The following is a 21988-nucleotide window of genomic DNA, read 5'->3' as shown; positions in this document are numbered from 1 at the left end:
CCGCTCAGCCCGGGGGGAAGTCGGGCAGCGTAAGGGCCGAGTGGGCGGGCCGTGCCGGTGCGGAGGGCAGGGTGACGAGGCCACGGAGCATGGTGTTGCGTTGCTCCAGCGCCCGCGCCGTGGTGGGGAAGAGCGTGGCCGCACCGTTGTCGACCAGTGCCTGATTCATGGTGACGAACCCGCGAACGCCGTGTTCGTAGGCGGCGAAGGCCGCGGTGTGGTCCCGGTTCGTGGCCAGGGCGTTGGCGAGCATGTAGGCACCGGCCAGTGCGAGGCTTGAGCCCTGTCCGGTGAGGAACGAGGGCGCGTACGCGGCGTCGCCGACGAGCGCGACGCGACCGCTGGACCAGTGGGGCATACGGATCTGACCGGCCGTGTCGAAGAACAGGTCATCCGCGTCGCGCAGGGCGTTGACCATGCCGGGGACCTCCCATCCCGCGCCTGCGAAGACCGTGGCGACCAAGTCCCGCTGGGCGTCGGGGTTCCGGAGAGCCTCGGGGTTCCGGAGGGCGTCGAACGGCGGTTCCGGATGGTGGAAGTTGAGGAAGGCGTGCACCTTGTCGTTGTCCCCGACGGCGTAGAGGGCCGCGGCTTTCCCCGGGGTGTTCCACAGCATGACCTCGCGGGTGAGCCCGAGGGTGTTCGGCATGGTGAAGATGGCGAAGCAGTAGCCGAGGTAGCGGTGGAACTGCTCTTCGGGGCCGAACACGGTCTCCCGGGTGTGTGAGTGCATGCCGTCGGCGCCGACCACCACGTCGAACGTACGCTGTCGCCCACTGCGGAAGGTGACGTCGACCCCTGGTCCGGACTGGTCGAGGGTGTCGATGGAGTCGTCGAACAGGAATTCCACGTCGTCGCGGACCAGCGCGTAGAGGATCGTGGCCAGATCGCCACGACGTACCTCCAGGTCCTGTCCCTCGACGCCGCCGGCAACGGCGCGCGGGCTGACCGAGGCCACTTCGCCGCCCTCGGCGTCGAGGAACGTGCAGCGACGCGAGTCGATGTGCGCGTCCCGCAATTGCGGCAGGATCCCCATCCGCCGGACCACCTCTGTCGCGGTGCCGCGGATGTCGATCGGGTACCCGCCGCCGCGCAGTGCGCCCGCCTTCTCCACCACGGTGACCGCGAAGCCGGACCGGCGCAGCCAGTACGCCAGCGCGGGTCCGGAGATGCTGGCCCCGGAGATCAGCACGGTGCGCTTCGTGTGTGTCCTGGCGTTCATCGACAGACCGGTGGATGTCATGCCTGGGCTTCTTTCCTCGTGATACGGACAACGAGCAGGGACAGTGCGGCGACGAGGCCGGCGAGGGCGAAGCCTGTGGCGAAGGCCGATTCGGCCGGCAGGCCCGTCACCGGGTCGGACCCGGCGGCGAGGATCGCGCCGCCGATCTGGACACCCAGGGCGATGCCGATCACGCGGGTCACCACGAGCAGGCTGGTGGCGATGCCGATGTCCTTGGTCTCGACGGCGGTGGCGGCGCCGGCGAGCAGCGCCGTGGTGCCGACGCCCGCGGCGAACGCGGTCAGCACCTTCGCGAGGACGAGCTGCCATGCCGCGGTGTGCAGCGACGCCAGGGCGATCAACGTGGCCGCCGTGACGACGGTGCCCACGACGACCACGGCACGCGGACCGAAACGCCGCGCCGCGAACCCGCCGACCGAATCGCTCACCGCCCCGGCGATGGCGCCGGGCAGCAGGAACAGGCCGATGTCGGTGGTGCTGCCTCCAAAGCCGTACCCGTCCGCCGATATCGCGAACATCTGCGGGAGCAGGAAGAGCACCATCCCGGAACTGACGGTGATGACGAGGGTGAGCACGCACGCATGCCACATCGCGGGCCTGGCCAGCATGCGCAGATCGACCATCGGCGAGGCCGCCCGGCGCTCGACGGCGACCCATCCGGTCGCGAGGGCGGCCACGACCACCGCGACGGCACCGACCGCGAGGGGCGGCAGGCCGGCGCTCGTCACCGTCACGAGGCCGAGCATGAGCGCGAGCAGCGTGCCGCTGAGCAGGACCACGCCGAGCCAGTCGATCCTGTCGACCCTGGCGTCCGACCGGACCGGCGGATCATGCGGCATCAGCCGCGTCACGGCCCATGTCGCCGCGATGATCGCGATCGTCGGCAGCGCGAACATCCCGTGCCAGGACAGGTTTTCGGCGATCGGCCCGGCAGTCAGCGTTCCCACCATGCCGCCGCCCGTGAACAGCGCGACGACCACCCCGATGGCCACCTGTGACTCTCCCGCCGGGAGGTGTTTGCGCACCAGGATGAACGAGAGGGGCAGCGCACCCACCATGACGCCCTGCAACACCTGACCGAGCAGCAGCACCGGCAGGTTCGGCGCCAAGGAGGCCAGCAGACCACCGGCCGCGACCACGGCCATCAGCCGGACCAGCACCCGCTTTCCGCCGTAACGGTCGCCGAGTTTGCCCGCGACGGGGGCGACGACCGCGCCGGTGATGAGCAAGGTGTTGGCGACCAACGCCCCTTCGGCGGGACTGACCCCCAACTCGCGTTGCAACAGCGGGAGCGCGGGCTCCACCACCGACTGCAAGGTGCCGAGGGCGAGCGCCAGGACGCCGAGGGCACCGATCGACGGTCTCCCGATACGGACGATACGGACCGGGGACACCACAGCTTCGGACATGGACAACTCCAGACGCCGCCAGGCAAGGGGGATTGCGTGGGATCCACGCGCCTCCCACCCTTCCCTCCGGCGCCCCACCGGGCATCGTCCCCCGCCACCGTCCTCCCCTGGTGCGCCCGGACCAGCCGCTCACGCGTCCTGGTGCCCGCGCACCACAGGCCGACTCGGACCTCAACTCGGGGCCCCTGAACGCTAGGCACATCCACTACTCTGCGATACCGTGTAGTGGTATTTGGTGCTACATAGTACTGGGAGGGTGAAGAGGCTCGCGATGGACGATCTGACGGAGATGCTGAAGGGCACGCTCGAAGGCTGCGTGCTGCACATCATCGACAGCGAGGAGACCTACGGGTACGCCATCACACGTCGGCTGAACGAACTCGGCTTCGCCGACGTCGTCGAGGGGACGACGTACACGATCCTGCTGCGGCTGGAGAGGAACGGGCTCGTCCAGGTGACGAAACGGCCGTCCGGACTGGGTCCGCCGCGCAAGTTCTTCGCGCTCAACGACGCGGGGCGCGAAGAGCTCGCGACGTTCTGGGCGAAATGGGAGTACCTCTCCTCACGGATCGACAAGCTCAAGGAGGGTGGGCGATGACTTTCTGGGAGACCGTCACGGGCAGCGACCTCACGAGGGAGTGGAAGACGTTCGAAGCCCGGGCCGAGGCATTGCCGGCCGACCACCGGGCGGCGTGGGACCAGATCAAGGTTCATGTCTTCCCCCACGCGGACTTCACGGGCCGCAACCTGATGCCGATTCTCGACGGCGTCCTGGGGCTGCTCGAAGAAACGGCGGCGGACGGGCAGAGCATCCGTGAGGTGCTCGGCGACGACATCGGCGGCTTCTGCGCGGCGCTGACCGGCGGAGAAGGGGCGCGGGACTATCGCGACCGGTGGCGCCAGCAGTTGAACAGGAACGTCGCGAAGAAACTGGGCCGGCTAGGAGGCTGACGTGGGCATCCAGAACATCATCCAGGGCAAGAAGCAGTGGTGGGCGCACATGGCGCGGGTCCAGGCGCTGCCGCCGGACTACCAGATCGTCTACAAGGAGATGCAGAGGTACCTCTTCAAGGTCGGACCGGTCGACCTGCCCGACGGGCACCTGCTCTCGGAGATCGTCGATTTCTTCGAGGAGGGCGTGGCGGCCGGCAAAGGGGTCCTGGAACTCATCGGCAACGACGTCGCCGCCTTCAGCGACAACCTCATCAAGGACTCGCGCACCCACGCGGACATCTATCAGGAGTCCATCAGAGGGGAGCCCGGCACGGCCGAGAAGTAACACGACCTGCTCGAAGGCGGCCGGTGATGGTCAGCTCTCCGCGGTTGTCAGAATCGCGCTCGCGACCACCTCGAAGAGGCGATCGGCGCGCGGCGCGAGCGAGGACTGATCGCCGAGCCAGGCGAGCATGGCTATCAGCGCGGACACATCGGCGCCATCGATGTCGCTCCGCGCCCTGCCCGCGGCCTGGTCGCGGGCGAGAAGCCGCGCACCGGCCGCGCGCAGGGTGACACATGAGGCGTGGAGTGCGGATTCGGTGTCCTCGATGGCGGCTGCCATCAGCACGGTCACGCCCCGGTACTCGGTTGTCCACGCGACGCAGTCGCGCAGCCACGTAACAAGAGCGTCTTCCTGAGTACCCACGTACCCAGTGTCCGGGGATGGTGGCGCAGAGCGACTCCAGGTCGGCCGGCGTTCTTCCCCGGACGTGCAGCCAGCTGTGGTCGCTCAGTCCGTCGAGCCGCAAGAGTCTTCCGGGTGCGGAGAACCAGCGCACGGGTGAGTCTTCCGTGCCCGTCCACATCGGGTACTCGGGAAACTCCACCCGTGTGAACCGGCTCGATAGCTCTCGAATCAGTTCGGCGGGAAGTTCGCAGGCGTTGTAGAGCCGTTCCTCGGGGCCGAGCAGCGTCTCGCTGAGGACGAGCTCGACCCACGCCAGGGAGACTCGCTCTAGGAAGAGGACCCAGCCGTCCCGTGACTGGACGAACACCGGCGGATCGTCCTGACCGAGGTCCCGCAGCCGCACTCCCCAGAAAGCGCATCCCTGGTTCTCGCTGCGGAAGACGAGCACTCCACCGAACTCGTCGTGCACGAACAGCTCGGAAGGGCGCAGCAGCGGGTCCTGGTTGCCGGTGAGGTCGTGACGCGTACCGAAAAGCGAGTACGCCTCGCGCAACGCGGTCGGCAGCGTGAGCCCCAGCATCTCCTCGGCTCGCTCCAGCTCCTCCGCTCGCGTACCCGCGCCGTCGGCGAGCGGCTCCGCCCACGCTGCGGCAAAGTCCCGAACGAAGGCCCAGGCTCGCGCCCTGTCGGGTATCCCACCGCGCAGAGCTTGAGCCACATCGAACGCGTCAACCATGCGGTGGACCGTACAGGCCGGCCAGCTTCGCCGGGACTCCGCCAAGTCGTTCGCCAGAAGTGCTGGGACTCGCCACATCTACCGAGAACGGACAACTAGCGTGCTCAGTCACAGCGGCCGGGATCTGTGCGGTGGAACACTTTTGCAAGCATTTGCTTGCAAAAGTTAGCGGCGCGGCGCACCATGGCGGCATGGCATCACTCAACGTCGGCAATCTCGGTGAGTACCTGCGGGAGCAGCGCCGCAACGCGCAGCTCTCGTTGCGGCAGCTCGCCGATGCCGCCGGAGTGTCGAATCCGTATCTGAGCCAGATCGAGCGCGGGCTGCGCAAGCCGAGCGCGGACATCCTGCAGCAGCTCGCCAAGGCGCTGCGGATCTCCGCGGAGACGCTGTACGTGCAGGCGGGGATGTTGGACGAGCGGGAGCGGGAGGAGTTGGAGACGCGGGGCGTCATCCTCGCCGATCCCTCGATCAACGAGCGGCAGAAGCAGGTGCTGCTGCAGATCTACGACTCGTTCCGCAAGGAGAACGCCCTCGACACGGACACCTCGGAGCCGGCCCCTGCGCAGACCTCGGAGCAGATCTCGGAGCGAGCCGCCCGTGCGGACGGCGGCAGTGCTGCCAGCCCACCCTCACACTGAACTGACCCGGGAGGACCCCAGTCATGGCCATCACCGATGACCTGCGTAAGACCTTCAGCGACCCGAAGCCCCTCTACTTCGCCGCCGGTACCGCCGATCTCGCCGTGGAGCAGGCCAAGAAGGTGCCCGGTCTGATCGAGCAGATCCGGGCCGAGGCGCCGGGGCGGATCGACGCCGTACGGAACTCGGACCCCAAGGCCGTCCAGGAGAAGGTCGCCGGTCAGGCCAAGGAGGCCCAGGCGACCGTTCAGGCGAGGGTGACCGAGGTGATCGGTTCGCTCGACACCGATCTGCGGAAGCTGGGCGAGACCGCCCAGGACCTGGCGCTGCGTGGCGTGGGTGTGGCCGCGGAGTACGCGGTCAAGGCGCGCGAGACGTACGAGAAGGTCGCGGAGCGCGGCGAGCAGAGCGTACGGGCGTGGCGCGGCGACGCGGCCGACGAGATCACCGAGATCGCCGTCGCCGTCGAGCCGGAGCCCGCGGCCAAGGCCGAGCCCGCCGCCGAGGCGAAGCCCGCGGCCGAGGCGAAGGCCAAGCCCGCCGCCAAGAAGCCCGCGCCGCGCAAGCCGGCCGCCAAGAAGGCCACGCCCCCCTCCGCCGAGTAGAGCGGGCGGGACGGGGAACGGGACAGCGAGCGGGACAACAGGCCGGGCCGGGCACCTCAGGGGTGTCCGGCCCGTTGTCCAGGTACCTTCGACGTACGGACGGCATACGGATCGCAAGGCGTCCCACCCACTGTTAGGCGGTGCTCAGCATGTTGCTCTCGGCATTCGGTTCTGTTCTGTGGCTGCTCAATATGGCCATGCTCGTCCTCGCCGTCGTCGCGCTCTTCTTCTCCGCGACGGCCCGTGAGGACGCCTACCGGGCGGCGGACAAGCAGACCAAGAAGTTCTGGCTGATCCTTCTCGGTGTCACGGTCGCCGTGAACCTCTTCGTGCCGATGCTGTTCCTCCAGATCGCCGGGCTCGTCGCCACGATCGTCTTCATGGTCGACGTACGCCCCGCCGTCCAGCAGATCTCCGGTGGCGGCGGCGGCCGGCGCGGCGGTTCCAGCAGCGACGGTCCTTACGGTCCGTACAACGGCGGGCGCTGACCGGCGGAGCCCGGGAGGGGGAGCCGCGAGGCTCAGGCGCCCCGGCCCAGCAGCAGGACGGCCACGTCGTCGGTCAGCTCGCCGCCGTTCAGCTCGCGTACCCGCGCGACGGCCGCCGCCAGCAGCTCGTCGCCGCGCAGCCCGGCGTCGAGCTGGGTGTTGATCATCTCGACCATGCCCTCCTCGCCCAGCCGCTGTCTGGTCCCCGGTCCTGCCCGGCCCTCTATCAGGCCATCCGTGTACATCATCAGATTCCATGACCCGCCCAGCTCCACCTGCCGGCGCGGCCAGCGGGCCCGCGGCAGCAGGCCCAGCGCGGGGCCGCCCTCCTCGTACGGGAGGAGCCGGGCAGCCCGGCCCTCGCGGGTGATGAGCGGCGAAGGGTGGCCGGCCAGGCACATCCCGGCGCGCCGTCCGTCCGGCGAGATGTCGACGGTGCAGAGCGTCGCGAAGATCTCCTCGCTCTCGCGCTCGTGCTCCAGGACCTGCTGCAGCGTCGAGAGGAGCTGGTCGCCGCAGAGCCCCGCGAGCGTCAGCGCCCGCCACGCGATCCGCAGCTCCACGCCGAGCGCGGCCTCGTCGGGGCCGTGGCCGCAGACGTCGCCGATCATCGCGTGGACCGTGCCGTCCGGGGTGCGGACCGTGTCGTAGAAGTCCCCGCCCAGCAGCGCGCGGGAGCGGCCGGGGCGGTAGCGGGCCGAGAAGCGCAGGTCGGAGCCCTGGAGCAGGGGAGTGGGCAGCAGGCCGCGCTCCAGCCGGGCGTTCTCCTGGGCGCGCAGCCGCGACTCGGTGAGCTGGCGCTGGGCGATGTCCGCGCGCTTGCGCTCGACGGCGTACCGGATGGCGCGGCTCAGCAGCCGTCCGTCCAGTTCGTCACGGAAGAGGTAGTCCTGCGCGCCGACCCGTACGGCCGCCGCCGCCCGCTCGCCGTCGCCCTCCGCCGCCAGCGCGAGCACGGCGTGGCGCGGGGCGAGCCGCAGGACGTGTTTGAGCGGGCCCAGTCCGTCGCCGTCGGCCGCGCCGGGGAGCGCGAGGTCCACCAGGATGCAGTCGATGTCGTCCGTGAGCAGCCGCTCGGCCTCGGTGAGGTTGCGGGCGCTGCGGATACGGACGTGCGTACCCGCGCCCTCCGGCAGTTCCGGGGTGGCGAAGGTGCCCGCCGGGTCGTCCTCGATCAGCAGCAGCGTGAGGGCGCCGCTCTTGACGGGTTCCGTGGCGAGTTCCGTGGCGGACTCGGTGACGAGCTCCGCGGCGGCGGTCGGGTCCGCCTCGGCGGTCGGGCCGGCCGTGACGGCGGCGGTGGTCGTGGTGCCCGTGCCGGCGGTTGCGGAACCTGTGCGCTGCCGCGGTACGGGTGCAGGTGCGGGTACGGACATCGGTCTGGGTTTCCTTCCCTCCCCCCGAGGGCACGATGGGGCGACGATCGACGCCCCACCAGACGGGGACCATAGCGGTAGCCGCCGCCCCAGCGGAATGGCGTACGGACCGGACCACACCGTCATATGCCGCTTCCCGTAACGCATCCGGCGCGATTCGGGGCCCTGCGCCCATGACAAACATCACGTACGTATGCGCGTGTCATTCCGGATAAACATGGAACGCGTCACACAAGCCTCATTCGTGACGTCACCGGCGCCGCCGCCCGGGCCGCCGCTTCCGGCCGGGAACCGCCGCGGTCCTATTTGTCCGGCCGGACGACCCCGAGTATGCGCATCGACCCCGCGCCCGTGACCGTCACGTTCCGGCCCGGCCGCGGCGCGTGCACGATCTTGCCGTCGCCTATGTACATCCCGACGTGGCTCGCGTCCTGGTGGTAGATGATCAGATCGCCGGGCCGCATCTCCTGGACGCCGACGCGCGGCAGCAGCCGCCACTGCTCCTGCGAGGTGCGCGGGATGGGCCGTCCGGCCGCCGCCCACGCCTGCGAGGTCAGCCCGGAGCAGTCGTACGAGGACGGGCCCTCCGCGCCCCAGACGTACGGCTTGCCCGTCTGCGCCGTCGCGAACGCGAGCGCCTTCCTGCCCTGCGCGCTCGCCGTCCGGTTGATCTCCTGGAGCGCGCCGGAGCCGAGCCACGCCGTCTGCGCCGTGAGCGCGGCGTCCTTCTCCAACTGGGTCAGCCGGGCGCGGTCCTTCTCCGCCAGGCTCGATTCCAGCTTCTCGGCGGCGGCGATCTGCTTCGTGATCTCCTTCTTCGCCTTCTCCTTCTTGGCGCGGTTGGCCTCCAGCTCCTGCCACCGCGTCCCCGCGTCCGCGGTGTAGGTCTTCAAGTCCTCCTGCGCCCTGGTGAGTTCGGCGATGAGGGCCCGCGTGGCCTTCTGGCCCTCCCGGGCCCGCCCCACGCCGTCCAGGAAGAGCTGCGGATCGCCGGTGAGCATCAGCTCCGCCTCCTGCGGCAGCCCGCCACCCCGGTACTGCGCCCGCGCCGTGGCGCCCGCCTGCTTCTTGAGGGCGTCGAGCCGCACCTGCCCCTTGACGATGTCCTGCGTCAACCCGACGACTTCCGCCGACTGCTTCTTCGCGCGCTCGTCGGCAAGGTTGTACGCGTCGGTGGCGGAGGCGGCCTTCCGGTACAGGGCCTCTATCTCCTTGCGTACCTCGTCCAAGGAGGCCGCCGCCTCACCCGACGCGGCGATGTCCGACGGCGTGACCCCCGGGGGCAGTTCGACCGGCGGCGGCGCGACGGCGGGCGGTGACGTGGTCGGAGCGGGGCCGGGGGCCGAGGGCGGCGCGGGCGCCGCGTACGCCTGGCCCAGCAGGCCGGATCCCGGCGCGGACAGCACGGCGAGCGCGCAGACCAGGGTGAGCGCGGCAGAGGCACAGCGGCGTCGGTTCACAAGCTCCCCCTCCGGACCGACCACACGGCGGACCCTCCTGACGTACCGTCAGTAACGTCCTGTCACAGGCGAGATCGTGTCATGTCCGCCGTCGAAGCGACAGAGGTCCACCTCTCCGCAGGTGAGACGAACGGGCCCGCACAGTCGTTCCCCAGGCCCCTCTTCCGTTCCCCGGATCCCTTCCGTGCTCTCCGTGCTCCCAGGCCCTCACCGCGGCTCACCGGCCGTGACCCGTCCCCGTCCCCGCTCCCGTCCCCGTCCCCGCTCCCGTCCCCGTCCCCGCTTCCGTCCGCGAACCCGGTGCGAGCGCCGCCCACTCCACCGTCACCTCGCCCTGCCGCCACCGGCGCGCGTCGTCCGCGAGCGGCCAGTCGGCCGACAGCTCCCGTACGGACCTGATCCAGCGCTGCCGCGCACCCAGCGAGGCGTACGGGGCCGCCGCGGCCCACGCCCGGTCGAAGTCGCGCAGGAACGCGTGGACCGGCTCGCCCGGCACATTGCGGTGGATCAGCGCCTTCGGCAGCCGCTCCGCGAGATCGGAGGGGCGGCCGAGCGAACCGAGCCGCGTCGCGAACGTGACCGTACGCGGCCCCTCCGGCCCGAGCGCCACCCACACATGCCGCCGCCCGATCTCGTCGCACGTCCCCTCCACCAGCAGTCCGCCCGGCGCGAGGCGCGCGCACAGCCGCGCCCAGACCGCGGCGACCTCGGCCTCGTCGTACTGCCGCAGCACGTTCGCCGCCCGGATCAGCACCGGCCGGCGGCCGTCGGGGAGCGGCACCTCGAAGCCGCCGTGCCGGAAGCGGAGCCCGTCCCTCTCGTACGGGAGCGCCGCGGCGACCCGTTCCGGCTCGATCTCGATCCCGGTGACCTCGGTGCGCGGATCCGCCGTACGCAGCCGCCGCAGCAGCTCGACGGCGGTCCACGGGGCGGCCCCGTACCCCAGGTCCACCACCACGGGATCGGCCGAACGGCGCAGCGCGGGGCCGTGGGCGGCGGCGATCCAGCGGTCCATGCGGCGCAGCCGGTTCTGGTGGGTGGTGCCACGGGTCACCGCGCCCACCGGCCGTGCCGCACGGGTCGTACGACTCGAACCCGCCGTACGCGCCGAAGGGGAAAGGTGCTGCGCCATACGGGTGAGCGTATCCAGATCGGGCACGGGTGCGCGGGTTGAGCCGTTGTCGGTAATGATTTGGCAAAACGGAAATGAAGGGGGTGCGTTCCACTGTTGAGGGCCATCGGAGGGGTCCCCACACCCTCGTTTCGTCATGCTTCCCGGCATGCCTTCCTGCGAGAGGACCGTGGACGTGAGCCAGTACGTGTCCCGTATCGCCGGCACTTTCGCAGGTCCGCCCAGGCCACCCCGGCTACGGCGCCTCCCCGGAGCGCACCGCAGACCGCGCCGGATAGCCATGCTCAGCGTCCACACCTCGCCGCTGCACCAGCCGGGGACGGGCGACGCGGGCGGGATGAACGTCTACATCGTCGAGCTGGCGAAGCGCCTCGCCGCGATCGACATCGAGGTGGAGATCTTCACGCGCGCCACGACCGGTGGCCTGGAGGCCGCGGTGGAGCTGGCGCCCGGCGTGCTCGTACGCCATGTGGACGCCGGCCCGTACGAGGGCCTGGCCAAGGAGGAGCTGCCCGCGCAGCTCTGCGCCTTCACCCACGGCGTGATGCAGGCGTGGGCGGGCCAGCGCCCCGGTTACTACGACCTGGTCCACTCGCACTACTGGCTCTCCGGCCATGTCGGCTGGCTGGCCTCCGAGCGCTGGGGCGTCCCGCTGGTCCACGCCATGCACACGATGGCGAAGGTGAAGAACGCCGCGCTGGCGGAGGGCGACCGGCCCGAGCCCGCGGCCCGGGTCATCGGCGAGACCCAGATCGTGCGCGCCGCCGACCGCCTGATCGCCAACACGGCGGAGGAGGCCGACGACCTGGTCCGCTTCTACGAGGCGGAGCCGGACAAGGCCGCGATCGTCCACCCCGGGGTGAATCTGGAGTGTTTCTGTCCCGAGGACGGCCGCGCCGCCGCCCGTGCCCGGCTGGGGCTTCCCCAGGACGCGTTCATCCCGCTCTTCGCCGGCCGTATCCAGCCGCTGAAGGCCCCCGATGTGCTGCTGCGCGCCGTGGCCGTCCTCCTGGAACGGGACCCCTCGCTCCGCGGCAAGCTGGTCGTGCCGGTCGTCGGCGGCCCGAGCGGCAGCGGTCTGGCCAAGCCGGAAGGGCTCCAGAAGCTGGCGGCGCGCCTCGGCATCGCCGATGTCGTACGGTTCCGGCCGCCGGTCGGTCAGGCCCGGCTCGCGGACTGGTTCCGGGCGGCCTCGGTGCTGGTCATGCCCTCGTACAGCGAGTCCTTCGGCCTGGTCGCCATAGAGGCCCAGGCGGCGGGCACCCCGGTGGTGGCCGCCGCGGTGGGCGGGCTCCCGGTGGCGGTACGGGACGGGGAGACCGGCTTCCTGGTCCCGGGCCACGAACCGGCGTCGTACGCGACGGCCCTGGGGCGCTTCCTCGACGACCCGGGGCTGGTCGACCGGATGGGCGCGGCGGCGGCGCGCCACGCCCAGTCCTTCGGCTGGGACACCGCGGCGGCGGCGACGGCGGACGTCTACACGGCGGCGGTCCAGGACCACCGGCGGCGCGGCCGTCCCCAGCACCACGGCTGACCCGTCTGTCACCGGCACCACGGCTGACTCATCCGCCACCGGCACCACGGCTGACCCATCGGTCCGGTCCCGGCCCGTGTCGTAGGCTCGGGCCATGGCTGACGTCGATGTCGTACAGCGGACCGCGCGGACCGGGCGGGTCATCGAACAGGCGCTGAAAGGTGCCGAGCTGGAGTGGGAGAGCCCGGAGCCCGGCTCGTACGTCGTCACCCTCCCCGGCACCCGCAAGCTCTCCACGACCTGCTCGCTCCGCGTCGGCCGGCACGCGCTCTCCGTCAACGCGTTCGTGATCCGCCACCCCGACGAGAACGAGGAGGGCGTCCACCGCTGGCTGCTGGAGCGCAACCTCAAGCTGTACGGGGTGAGTTACGCGGTCGACGCCCTCGGCGACATCTACCTGGCGGGCAAGCTCCCGTTGGCGGCCGTCACCGAGGACGAGATCGACCGGCTGCTCGGCTCGGTGCTGGAGGCGGCGGACGGTTCCTTCAACACCCTGCTGGAGCTGGGGTTCGCGAGCGCGATCCGCAAGGAGCACGCGTGGCGGGTGTCGCGCGGCGAGTCCACGCGGAACCTGGACGCGTTCGCGCATCTGACCCGGCGCGGCGAGGCGTCCGACCCTGCCTGAGGCCGCGAGCGCGCATCAGGTCGTTACCCGGGGGCCACCGCCGCCAGGTCGTCCACGCTTCCGGACATGATCGTGCGCACATGCTCGGTGATGTGCTCGACCGGCCAGTCCCACCAGGCGAGCGCGAGCAGGCGGGCGATTTCCGGTTCGCCGAAGCGCTTCCGGATGAGCTTCGCCGGGTTGCCGCCGACGATGCCGTAGTCCGGTACGTCGTCGACGACCACGGCGCCCGAGGCGATGATCGCCCCGTTCCCGATCCGGACACCGGGCATCACCGTCGTGCGGTAGCCGAACCAGACGTCATGGCCGACCATGGTGTCGCCCCGGCCGGGCAGCCCGGTGATCAGGTCGAAGTGGTCGGACCAGGACCCGCCCATGATGGGGAACGGGAACGTCGAGGGGCCGTCCATCCGGTGGTTGGCGCCGTTCATCAGGAACCGCACGCCCTCGCCCAGCGCGCAGAACTTCCCGATGACGAGTTCTTCCGGACCGTAGTGGTAGAGCACGTTCCGGGTCTCGAAGGCGGTGGGGTCGTCCGGGTCGTCGTAGTACGAGAACTCCCCGACCTTGATCAGCGGGGAGGTCACCAGCGGCTTGAGCAGGACGAGACGCGGCTGTCCCGGCATCGGGTGGAGCACCGTCGGATCGGCGGGATCGGCGGGAACAGGGGGAACAGGGGGCACGGCGAACCGTTCTCCTCGCGGTCAGAGGTCCGGGTTGGCCGCCATGATCGCAGGCGCCCCGTCCGCCCGGCCACGCGTTTTCGGCGGGGCCGCGACCACGCCCGCGTCCTTCTCCGGGCCCCCGCCGACCTCCGGGTCCGACAGGTCCGACGGGTCCGACGGGTCCGACGGGTTGGACAGGTCCGACAGCCCCCGTACCAGCAGCCAGTAGCCGAGCCCGGCCGCCGTCCCCAGCACCGCGCACGCGCCCCACAGCCAGTTCGCGCCGAACCGGTCGATCACGAAGCCCGACATCAGCGGGGCCACCAGCGCCGCCGCCGACCAGGACATCGTGTACATGCCCTGGTAGCGGCCCCGGCCGTGCAGTGGGGAGAGCCGGACGACCAGCCCCGTCTGTGTCGGCGCGTTGACGATCTCGGCCAGGGTCCAGACGACGACCGTCAGCGCGTACACACCGAGCGACCCGGCGAACGCGGTCAGACCGAAGCCGTACCCCGCCAGGATCGACGAGCCGATCAGGAGGTGGCGCGGGTCGCGGTGCTGGATGAAGCGGGTGACCGGGATCTGGAGGAAGACGATCAGCGCGCCGTTGACCGCGATCGCCACGCCGTAGTCGGAGCTGTCGAACCCGTCGGCGCCCATCGCCACCGGCAGCCCCACGTACCCCTGATGGAAGATCAGCGCGACCACGAAGGACAGCCCGACGACGCTCATGAAACGGCCGTCCCGCAGAACCGCCCCCAGCCCCGCCTCGGCCACCGCATCCGCGCTGGTGCTCGCGGACGTCGGCCCCGTACGCGCGGGCCGGGACTCCGGCAGCTTCAGGAAGACCACCACCGCGCAGACCAGCGTCAGCGCGGCCTCGCCCAGGAAACCCGCGAGATAGCTGTACTGCGCGATGAACCCGGCGCCCGCCGCCGAGACCGCGAAGCCCAGATTGATCGCCCAGTAGTTCAGGGAGAACGCCTTCACCCGGTCCTCGGGCCGCACGATGTCCGCGATCATCGCCTGTACGGCGGGCCGCGACGCGTTCGAGGCCATCCCGACCAGGAACGCCACCGCCGCGATCGCCACCGGGTCCCGCATGAAACCGAGCAGCGCGACCGACGCCGCCGTCGACACCTGCGCGATCAGCAGCGTGGGCCGCCGCCCCAGCCGGTCGGTCAGCACCCCGGCGCCGAGCGCGGAGACCACCCCGCCGAGCCCGTGGAGCGAGGCCACCAGTCCCGCGTACGAGGCGGAGTAGCCCCGGTCCAGGGTCAGATAGAGCGCCATGAAGGTGGCGACGAACGCCCCGAGCCGGTTGACCAGGGTGCTCGTCCACAGCCACCAGAACTCCCGGGGCAGCCCGGAGACGCTCTCGCGCATCGCGCGGCGCAGCCCGGTGATCCGGGCGGCGATCGTTGTCGTGACCGATGTCGAGACGGGCATACGGATCCCCCGGGGCAGCGGTGTGAGGTGCGGTGGGTGACGTCAGCGGCGCGACCGACCAGCACTGCGACGACCAGGGGAATGTATGGACGAACGACCCCGGTCCGCCACCGGATTGGCGACATCCGTCAATCGTCGGAAGCCCTCGTCGGAAACCGCCGGTTCCGGGGGGTGAGGTGTGCCCCGGAGCGCCTGCGACGGGTCCATTAGGCTTTGGCCCATGGCCGACGCACCGTACAAGCTGATCCTCCTCCGCCACGGCGAGAGCGAATGGAACGCGAAGAACCTGTTCACCGGCTGGGTGGACGTCAACCTCACCGACAAGGGCGAGAAGGAAGCCGTCCGCGGCGGCGAGTTGCTCAAGGACGCCGGCCTGCTGCCCGACGTGCTGCACACCTCCCTCCAGAAGCGCGCCATCCGCACCGCGCAGCTCGCGCTGGAGTCCGCGGACCGCCACTGGATCCCCGTCCACCGCTCCTGGCGCCTGAACGAGCGCCACTACGGTGCGCTCCAGGGCAAGGACAAGGCGCAGACGCTCGCCGAGTTCGGCGAGGAGCAGTTCATGCTCTGGCGCCGTTCGTACGACACCCCGCCGCCCGCGCTGGAGGACGGCACGGAGTTCTCGCAGAGCGACGACCCCCGCTACGCCACGATCCCCAGTGAGCTGCGCCCGCGCACGGAGTGCCTCAAGGACGTCGTGGAGCGGATGCTCCCGTACTGGTACGACGCGATCGTCCCGGACCTGCTCACCGGCCGTACGGTCCTGATCGCCGCCCACGGCAACAGCCTGCGCGCCCTGGTCAAGCACCTCGACGGCGTCTCGGACGCCGACATCGCGGGCCTGAACATCCCGACCGGCATCCCGCTCGTCTACGAGCTGGACGCCGACTTCCACCCGGTCACCCCGGGCGGCACCTACCTGGACGCGGACGCGGCGGCTGCCGCCATCGAGGCCGTGAAGAACCAGGGCAAGAAGAAGTAGAGCAAGAAGAAGTAGAGCAAGAAGGGGTAGGCCCGCACAGAACCCCGCTCGCCCGCTCGCAGAGGCCCCCTACCGGCGATTCCTTCGTCGGTAGGGGGCCTTTCGCGTGCCCGGGCGGCCCTCCCTCGCCATCTGGTTAGAGGTTGTCACGACAGTTATTGACACTTCATCGGGTGATGCGTTACAACTTCTAACGAACCCGATAGCAGGTAACCAGTCGTGGGTCGCACCCCTAGGAGAACGCTCGTGTTTGAACGCTTGGCCGAACTGGGGATCCGCCGGTCCCGGCTGGTCCTCGTCATCACCGTCGTGGTCGTGGCCCTCATGGGCGTACTGGGAGCCGGCGCGTTCGGCACGTTGCTCGGGGGCGGCTTCGACGACCCCGCCTCGCAGTCCAGCCGGGCCGCGAAGGTCATCGACGAGAAGTTCGGCGGGGAGACCAACCTGGTCCTGCTGGTGAGCGCCCCCGAAGGCCGCGTCGACACCCCCGCCGCCACGCGGAGCGCCGAGGCCCTGGTGGCCGAGCTCAAGGAGGAGGAGAAGCTCACCAACGTCGTCTCGTTCTGGGACACGGACAGCCCCGACCTCCGCTCCCGGGACGGCCGTGAGGCCATGGTGCTCGCCCATGTGACAGGCGACGAGACGGAGCAGCGGGAGAACGCGCGGAAGATCCTCGACACCTACACCGGAACCGGCACCTACACCGGCACCGGCAAGGGCGCACTCACGGTCGCGGCCGGCGGCGGCGCCGCCGTGGGCAGCGACCTGTCGAAGCAGGTCGTCGACGATCTGGTGCTGGCCGAGATCATCGCCGTACCGCTCACCCTCGTGCTGCTCCTGTTCGTCTTCGGCAGCGTGGTCGCTGCCCTGCTGCCGCTGGCCATCGCCCTCATCGCCGTCGTCGGCTCGTTCGCCCTGCTCTTCCTCCTCGGCAGCGTCACCGACGTCGCCGACACCGCGACCAACCTCACCACCGCCCTGGGCCTCGGACTGGGCATCGACTACGCCTTGCTGATGACCAGCCGTTTCCGGGAGCAGCTCGCGGCAGGGGCGAGTGTGGACGACGCCGTGCGGCGCACGGTGAGCACCGCGGGCCGCACCGTCGCGTTCTCCGCCGCGACCGTGGCCGCCGCGCTCGCGGCACTGCTGGTCTTCCCGCAGTACTTCCTGCGCTCGTTCGGCTTCGCCGGGGTCGGGGTCGTCGCCATCGCCGCCCTCGCCACCCTGTTGGTGATGCCGGCCCTGCTGGCCGTCCTGGGCCACCGGGTCAACGGCGGGCGGCTGCCGTGGGCGAAGCCGGGGCGCTCCGGTGCCCGGCCGCCGATGTGGGGGCGGCTGGCCCGTACGGTCATGCGGCGGCCCGTGCTCACCGCGCTCCCCGTACTCGCCGTGCTGCTGGTGGCGGCGAGCCCGCTGCTGGGCATCACCTTCGGCACCCCGGACGAACGCGTCCTGCCCGAGAACGCCGCCGGCCGCCAGGTCTCCACTGCCCTGCGGGAGAACTTCGACGGCAGCGAGGACGCGGCCCTCCACATCGTCATCGACACATCCGTGCACAAGGCCCCGCTGGAGTCGTACGCCGTCGCACTGTCCGGGCTCAAGGACGTCGTACGCGTCGAGACCAGCACGGGAACCTATGCGGAGGGGCGGTCCACGGGTACCGGCCCCGGCAACGCCGCCCTCGGCAGGACCGACGCGCAGCGCATCAGCGTGGTGAGCTCCCTGACACCGAAGTCGGACGCGGCCCAGAACCTGGTCGGGGAGGTACGGGCGCTCACCCCGCCCGCCGGGACGCACCCCCTGGTGGGCGGAACCGACGCCGTCCTGGTCGACACCAAGGACTCCATCGCCGACCGGCTCCCGATCGCCGTGGCCCTGATCGCCCTCACCACCTTCGTCCTGCTCTTCCTGTTCACCGGCAGCGTCGTGCAGCCGCTGCGCGCACTGGCCCTCAACGTGATCAGCCTGGCGGCCACCCTCGGCGTCATGACCTGGATCTTCCAGGACGGCAACCTCTCCTCCGTGTTCGGCTTCACGGCGCAGCCGATGGAGGTGTCGATGACCGTGCTGATGTTCTGCATCGCCTTCGGTCTCTCGATGGACTACGAGGTGTTCGTCACCAGCCGGATCAAGGAGCTCCACGATCTGGGCGCCGACAACGAGACCGCGGTGGCCGACGGCCTCGGCCACACCGGACGTATCGTCAGCGCGGCGGCCTTCCTCCTCGCGGTGAGCTTCTTCGCCTTCGGCACCGCCAAGATCAGCTTCATGCAGATGTTCGGACTGGGCAGCGGGCTGGCCATCCTCATCGACGCCCTCGCCGTACGCGGCGTACTCGTCCCCGCCGCGATGCGCCTGCTCGGCCGCTCGGCCTGGTACGCGCCCGGTTTCCTCCGCGGGTTCCACGACCGGTTCGGCCTCAGCGAGGGCGGCCCGGAACCCACGGCGGCCAAGGAGCCCGCGCTGACGAAGTGAGCCAGGGAGAAATGAGCCGGGAAAGGCCGGAGGGCCCCGTCCGGCGGAACGTGGTCACACGTTCTGCCCGGGCGGGGCCCTCCACTTACGTACGCGCATGTGTATACGTACGCGCGTACGTATACACATGCGCATATGTGCGCGTCAGCAGGTCAGCCGCAGCCCCCGCCGCACTGGCACGAGCCGCCCGACTGGCAGCCACAGCCGCAGCCGGAGCCGCAGCCGCAAGCGCCGAGCACGGGCAGACGGACGACGGAGGCAGGGGCCGCCGGGGCCTCCTGCCGGGGGGCGGTCGTAGGGGAATCGGCCATGGGATCCTCCTCAAGGCGTGCACGGATGTCGCCTTCGCCATTGCATGCCCGCCGGAGCCGGGGCAACAACGGCGCATGTGCGGCGCATCCGCGCAAGCGCGGCGGTTCACGCCCCTTCCGCGCTCCCCTGCATCACCTCTGCACGACTACGCGCCCTCGACCGGGATGTCCGCCGACTGGATCTCGTCCGCGTGCTCGCCCGTCACCAGGTAGACGACCCGCTTGGCGACCGACACCGCGTGGTCGGCGAACCGCTCGTAGTAGCGGCCCAGCAGCGTCACGTCCACCGCCGTCTCGATGCCGTGCTTCCAGCGGTCGTCCATCAGGTGCTGGAAGAGCGTGCGGTGCAGCAGGTCCATCTCGTCGTCGTCCTGTTCGAGCTGGAGCGCCAGCTCGACGTCCTTGGTCACGATGACCTCGGCGGCCTTCGCCATCAGGCGCTGGGCGAGCTGCCCCATCTCCAGCAGCGTCGCGTGCAGGTCACGCGGCACGGGCGACTCCGGGAAACGCAGCCTGGCCTGCTTGGCCACGTGCTGGGCCAGGTCGCCGGCGCGCTCCAGGTCGGCGCTCATCCGCAGCGACGTGACCACGATCCGCAGATCCGTCGCCACCGGCTGCTGCCGCGCCAGCAGCGCGATGGCGCGCGCCTCCAGTTCGTGCTGGAGTGTGTCGACCTTGTCGTCCGCCGCGATCACACTCTCGGCGAGCTTCAGGTCCGCGTCGAGCATGGCGGTGGTGGCACGCCCTATGGCGGAACCGACCAGCCGGGCCATCTCGACCAGGTCTTCGCCTATCGAGTCCAGTTCCTCGTGGTACGCGTCCCGCATGGGGTTTGTCCCTCTCTCGACGTTCTTGTCCGATGTTCTTGTCACGTTTCCTGCCGGCCGCAGAGCCGGGGGCCGAGGCCAGGAGCCACGGGGGCCGGGGCCTACGCTCCCACGTTCTGTCCGTTACGCGTCCGGCTCCTCCCTCCCAAATGAACCGGCACTTTCCCCTCGGTGAACTCTGGGCGACGAGTGTTCGAGGAGACACCCTGATGGCTGGGAGCATGTCAGTGGCCGCGCATAACCTGGACACATGGACGTGAACGCGGCGGTCGCCGCATTGGCAGCGATCGCCGGGGTGTGCACCGGCGTGATCGCCATGCTGGCGTTTCGCTGGAGCGAACGCGACCAGGCAAGACCTACACGCACCTCACTGCACACGGATGCCGTACTGCCCCCGGGCGTGGACACCGTGCTCTCGGTGCTGCGCTCCTCGGCCGTCGTGCTCGACGAGAGCGACTCCGTCGTCAAAGCCAGCTCCGCGGCGTATGCGCTCGGCCTGGTCAGGGGCGGCAAGCTCGCCGTCGATCCGATGCTGGTCATGGCCCGCGACACCCGCAGGGACGGCGAGATACGGCAGGTGGAGCTGGACCTCCCCCGGAGGGGTACGGGCCGGGGCGACGCCCTCGCCGTCTCCGCCCGGGTCGCCCCGCTCGGCTCCCGTCTCGTCCTCCTCCTGGTCGAGGACCTCACGGAAGCCCGCCGTATCGAAGCGGTACGGCGCGACTTCGTGGCGAACGTCAGCCATGAGCTGAAGACCCCGACGGGCGCGCTCTCCCTGCTCTCCGAGGCCGTCATGGACGCCTCGGACGACCCCGAGGCGGTCACCCGGTTCGCCGGCCGGATGCAGATCGAGGCGACGCGCCTCACCAATCTGGTCCAGGAGCTGATCGACCTCTCCCGGGTGCAGAACGACGACCCGCTGGAGGACTCGGAGTCCGTACGGGTGGACGAGCTGGTCGCCGAGGCCATCGACCGGTCCCGGCAGCCCGCGTCCACGAAACAGATCACCATGGCCTCGGGCGGCACGGCTGACCTGCGCGTATGGGGAAACCGCGGTCAGCTCGCCGCCGCCCTCGGCAACCTCGTCGAGAACGCGGTCAACTACTCACCGGCCCGCACCCGCGTCGGCATCGCCGCGCACCGTGTCTCCGCCACCGGCGGGGATCTGATCGAGATAGCCGTGACCGATCAGGGCATAGGTATCTCCGAGAAGGACCGCGAGCGGGTCTTCGAGCGCTTCTACCGCGTCGACCCGGCCCGCTCCCGGGCCACCGGTGGTACGGGCCTCGGCCTCGCCATCGTCAAGCATGTGGCCGCCTCGCACGGCGGGGAGGTCACGGTGTGGAGCTCGGAGGGCCAGGGCTCCACCTTCACCCTGAGGCTGCCCGAGGCGGGCGCCGGACGGGATCGCACACCCATCACCGGGCAGGACGAAGACGACCACGCCCCCTATGACACCGACAGCGGTACGGACGACACCGCCACAGACACCAGCCGCAGCCTTCGGCTGGATTCCCCGACCGTGATACCTGCCCCGGAGGTCCTCCCGTGACCCGAGTGCTCGTCGTCGAGGATGAGGAATCCTTCAGCGACGCCCTTTCCTACATGCTCCGCAAGGAAGGCTTCGAGGTCGCGATCGCGACCACCGGGCCCGCGGGGCTCGACGAGTTCGAACGCAACGGCGCCGACCTCGTCCTCCTCGACCTGATGCTGCCCGGCTTGCCGGGCACCGAGGTCTGCCGCCAGCTCCGCAGCAGGTCGAACGTCCCGGTGATCATGGTGACCGCCAAGGACAGCGAGATCGACAAGGTGGTCGGCCTGGAAATAGGGGCCGACGACTATGTGACCAAGCCCTTCTCCTCGCGGGAGCTGGTCGCGCGCATCCGCGCGGTCCTGCGCCGCCGCGGCGAGCCGGAGGAGGTCACCCCGGCCGCCCTGGAGGCCGGTCCGGTCCGGATGGACGTGGACCGCCATGTCGTCACGGTCTCCGGCGGCAAGGTCGACCTCCCGCTCAAGGAGTTCGACCTGCTGGAGATGCTGCTGCGCAACGCGGGCCGGGTGCTGACCCGTATGCAGCTCATCGACCGGGTCTGGGGCGCGGACTACGTGGGCGACACCAAGACCCTCGACGTCCACGTCAAGCGCCTGCGCGCCAAGATCGAACCGGACCCGGGAGCGCCGCGCTACCTGGTGACGGTACGAGGCCTGGGCTACAAGTTCGAGCCGTAAACCGGCGTGCCGTGAAACGGCGGACAGCGACGATACGGCGTTGGGGGGGGGCCCGGGCCCCCCCCCGGGGGGGGCCCCCCCCGCGCCGCGCCGGGCGGGGGGGGGGGGGGGGGGGGGGTACCAGGGGCGGGTGGCGGCGGGGGTGGGGGGCCCCGGGGGGCGCGGGGGGGGTGGGCG

Annotated in this window: 20 protein-coding genes and 1 pseudogene; 12 read left to right on the top strand and 9 right to left on the bottom strand. The window is 70.6% G+C overall.

Translation table 11 applies throughout. From position 1 onward, the window contains the following. Positions 1-4 precede the first annotated feature (4 nt). The gene (locus ACIBJC_RS35685) at positions 5-1243 is read right to left on the bottom strand and encodes an FAD-dependent monooxygenase (RefSeq protein ID WP_399299937.1); all 1239 of its coding nucleotides are present in this window, start codon (positions 1241-1243) and stop codon (positions 5-7) included. After that, positions 1240-2652: an MFS transporter gene (locus ACIBJC_RS35680; RefSeq protein ID WP_399299934.1), complete on the bottom strand. Its 1413-nt coding sequence runs from the start codon at positions 2650-2652 to the stop codon at positions 1240-1242. The genes ACIBJC_RS35685 and ACIBJC_RS35680 overlap by 4 nt, the downstream gene beginning before the upstream one ends. Positions 2653-2923: 271 nt before the next feature. On the opposite strand from ACIBJC_RS35680, the gene ACIBJC_RS35675 reads away from it, so the two are divergent. From ACIBJC_RS35675 to ACIBJC_RS35665, 3 genes are read left to right on the top strand one after another with little or no spacing between them, the layout of a single operon-like run. Continuing rightward, positions 2924-3250 carry a PadR family transcriptional regulator gene (locus ACIBJC_RS35675; protein WP_329824775.1) on the top strand — a complete coding sequence of 109 codons (327 nt, stop codon included), beginning with the start codon at positions 2924-2926 and terminating at the stop codon, positions 3248-3250. Beyond that, the gene (locus ACIBJC_RS35670; RefSeq protein WP_399299931.1) at positions 3247-3603 is read left to right on the top strand and encodes a DUF1048 domain-containing protein; all 357 of its coding nucleotides are present in this window, start codon (positions 3247-3249) and stop codon (positions 3601-3603) included. The genes ACIBJC_RS35675 and ACIBJC_RS35670 overlap by 4 nt, the downstream gene beginning before the upstream one ends. A gap of 1 nt (position 3604) precedes the next feature. Further along, on the top strand, positions 3605-3931 hold the full coding sequence (locus ACIBJC_RS35665) for a DUF1048 domain-containing protein (RefSeq protein WP_399299928.1): 327 nt from the start codon (positions 3605-3607) through the stop codon (positions 3929-3931). Positions 3932-3961: 30 nt separating this feature from the next. Here ACIBJC_RS35665 and ACIBJC_RS35660 read toward each other — a convergent pair. After that, positions 3962-4282, bottom strand: a pseudogene (locus tag ACIBJC_RS35660) (TetR family transcriptional regulator); the annotation flags it as partial. 921 nt (positions 4283-5203) lie between these two features. Between ACIBJC_RS35660 and ACIBJC_RS35655 the strand changes: the two are divergent. From ACIBJC_RS35655 to ACIBJC_RS35645, 3 genes are all read left to right on the top strand, one after another. After that, positions 5204-5653, top strand: a complete 450-nt coding sequence (locus ACIBJC_RS35655) for a helix-turn-helix domain-containing protein (protein WP_399299925.1) — start codon at positions 5204-5206, stop codon at positions 5651-5653. A gap of 23 nt (positions 5654-5676) precedes the next feature. Continuing rightward, entirely contained in the window at positions 5677-6258 is a 582-nt protein-coding gene (locus ACIBJC_RS35650) for a hypothetical protein (RefSeq protein ID WP_399299922.1), read from the top strand. A gap of 149 nt (positions 6259-6407) precedes the next feature. Continuing rightward, positions 6408-6746 (top strand): DUF2516 family protein, encoded by a 339-nt coding sequence (locus ACIBJC_RS35645; protein ID WP_399299920.1) that lies wholly within the window; start codon positions 6408-6410, stop codon positions 6744-6746. A 32-nt stretch (positions 6747-6778) separates the two neighbouring features. On the opposite strand, the gene ACIBJC_RS35640 is transcribed toward ACIBJC_RS35645, so the two are convergent. The 3 genes from ACIBJC_RS35640 to ACIBJC_RS35630 all read right to left on the bottom strand — a co-directional run bounded on the left by ACIBJC_RS35640 (position 6779) and on the right by ACIBJC_RS35630 (position 10597). Further along, positions 6779-8248, bottom strand: a complete 1470-nt coding sequence (locus ACIBJC_RS35640; RefSeq protein WP_399299917.1) for a PP2C family protein-serine/threonine phosphatase — start codon at positions 8246-8248, stop codon at positions 6779-6781. 176 nt (positions 8249-8424) lie between these two features. Continuing rightward, positions 8425-9582: a C40 family peptidase gene (locus ACIBJC_RS35635; RefSeq protein WP_399299914.1), complete on the bottom strand. Its 1158-nt coding sequence runs from the start codon at positions 9580-9582 to the stop codon at positions 8425-8427. Positions 9583-9799: 217 nt separating this feature from the next. Continuing rightward, positions 9800-10597 carry a class I SAM-dependent methyltransferase gene (locus ACIBJC_RS35630; RefSeq protein WP_399300203.1) on the bottom strand — a complete coding sequence of 266 codons (798 nt, stop codon included), beginning with the start codon at positions 10595-10597 and terminating at the stop codon, positions 9800-9802. 292 nt (positions 10598-10889) lie between these two features. On the opposite strand from ACIBJC_RS35630, the gene mshA reads away from it, so the two are divergent. Both mshA and ACIBJC_RS35620 read left to right on the top strand, forming a co-directional pair. Next, positions 10890-12248 carry a D-inositol-3-phosphate glycosyltransferase gene (mshA, locus tag ACIBJC_RS35625; RefSeq protein WP_399300200.1) on the top strand — a complete coding sequence of 453 codons (1359 nt, stop codon included), beginning with the start codon at positions 10890-10892 and terminating at the stop codon, positions 12246-12248. 94 nt (positions 12249-12342) lie between these two features. Beyond that, the gene (locus ACIBJC_RS35620) at positions 12343-12873 is read left to right on the top strand and encodes a YbjN domain-containing protein (RefSeq protein ID WP_399299911.1); all 531 of its coding nucleotides are present in this window, start codon (positions 12343-12345) and stop codon (positions 12871-12873) included. A gap of 23 nt (positions 12874-12896) precedes the next feature. Here the strand turns inward: ACIBJC_RS35620 and ACIBJC_RS35615 are convergent, their stop codons facing one another. Both ACIBJC_RS35615 and ACIBJC_RS35610 read right to left on the bottom strand, forming a co-directional pair. Further along, the gene (locus ACIBJC_RS35615) at positions 12897-13499 is read right to left on the bottom strand and encodes a CatB-related O-acetyltransferase (RefSeq protein ID WP_399300197.1); all 603 of its coding nucleotides are present in this window, start codon (positions 13497-13499) and stop codon (positions 12897-12899) included. Positions 13500-13577: 78 nt separating this feature from the next. Continuing rightward, positions 13578-14987, bottom strand: coding sequence for an MDR family MFS transporter (locus ACIBJC_RS35610; protein ID WP_399299908.1), 1410 nt, complete (start codon positions 14985-14987; stop codon positions 13578-13580). A gap of 220 nt (positions 14988-15207) precedes the next feature. On the opposite strand from ACIBJC_RS35610, the gene ACIBJC_RS35605 reads away from it, so the two are divergent. Together ACIBJC_RS35605 and ACIBJC_RS35600 are read left to right on the top strand one after the other, a co-directional pair. After that, on the top strand, positions 15208-15969 hold the full coding sequence (locus ACIBJC_RS35605; protein ID WP_399299905.1) for a phosphoglyceromutase: 762 nt from the start codon (positions 15208-15210) through the stop codon (positions 15967-15969). Positions 15970-16215: 246 nt separating this feature from the next. Then, a complete protein-coding gene (locus ACIBJC_RS35600) occupies positions 16216-18444 on the top strand; it encodes an MMPL family transporter (RefSeq protein WP_399299902.1) in 2229 nt (742 codons plus the stop codon). Between the two features lie 457 nt (positions 18445-18901). Here the strand turns inward: ACIBJC_RS35600 and phoU are convergent, their stop codons facing one another. Continuing rightward, positions 18902-19582, bottom strand: a complete 681-nt coding sequence (gene phoU, locus ACIBJC_RS35595) for a phosphate signaling complex protein PhoU (RefSeq protein WP_399299899.1) — start codon at positions 19580-19582, stop codon at positions 18902-18904. Positions 19583-19832: 250 nt separating this feature from the next. On the opposite strand from phoU, the gene ACIBJC_RS35590 reads away from it, so the two are divergent. Then, positions 19833-21134 (top strand): sensor histidine kinase, encoded by a 1302-nt coding sequence (locus ACIBJC_RS35590; RefSeq protein ID WP_399299896.1) that lies wholly within the window; start codon positions 19833-19835, stop codon positions 21132-21134. Further along, positions 21131-21811 (top strand): response regulator, encoded by a 681-nt coding sequence (locus ACIBJC_RS35585; RefSeq protein WP_399299893.1) that lies wholly within the window; start codon positions 21131-21133, stop codon positions 21809-21811. Before ACIBJC_RS35590 ends, ACIBJC_RS35585 begins: the two co-directional genes overlap by 4 nt. Positions 21812-21988: the final 177 nt, after the last annotated feature.

The sequence above is a fragment of the Streptomyces sp. NPDC050509 genome, assembly GCF_044457965.1.
GTDB lineage: Bacteria > Actinomycetota > Actinomycetes > Streptomycetales > Streptomycetaceae > Streptomyces.
This window is presented reverse-complemented; position numbering and strand designations above follow the sequence as displayed.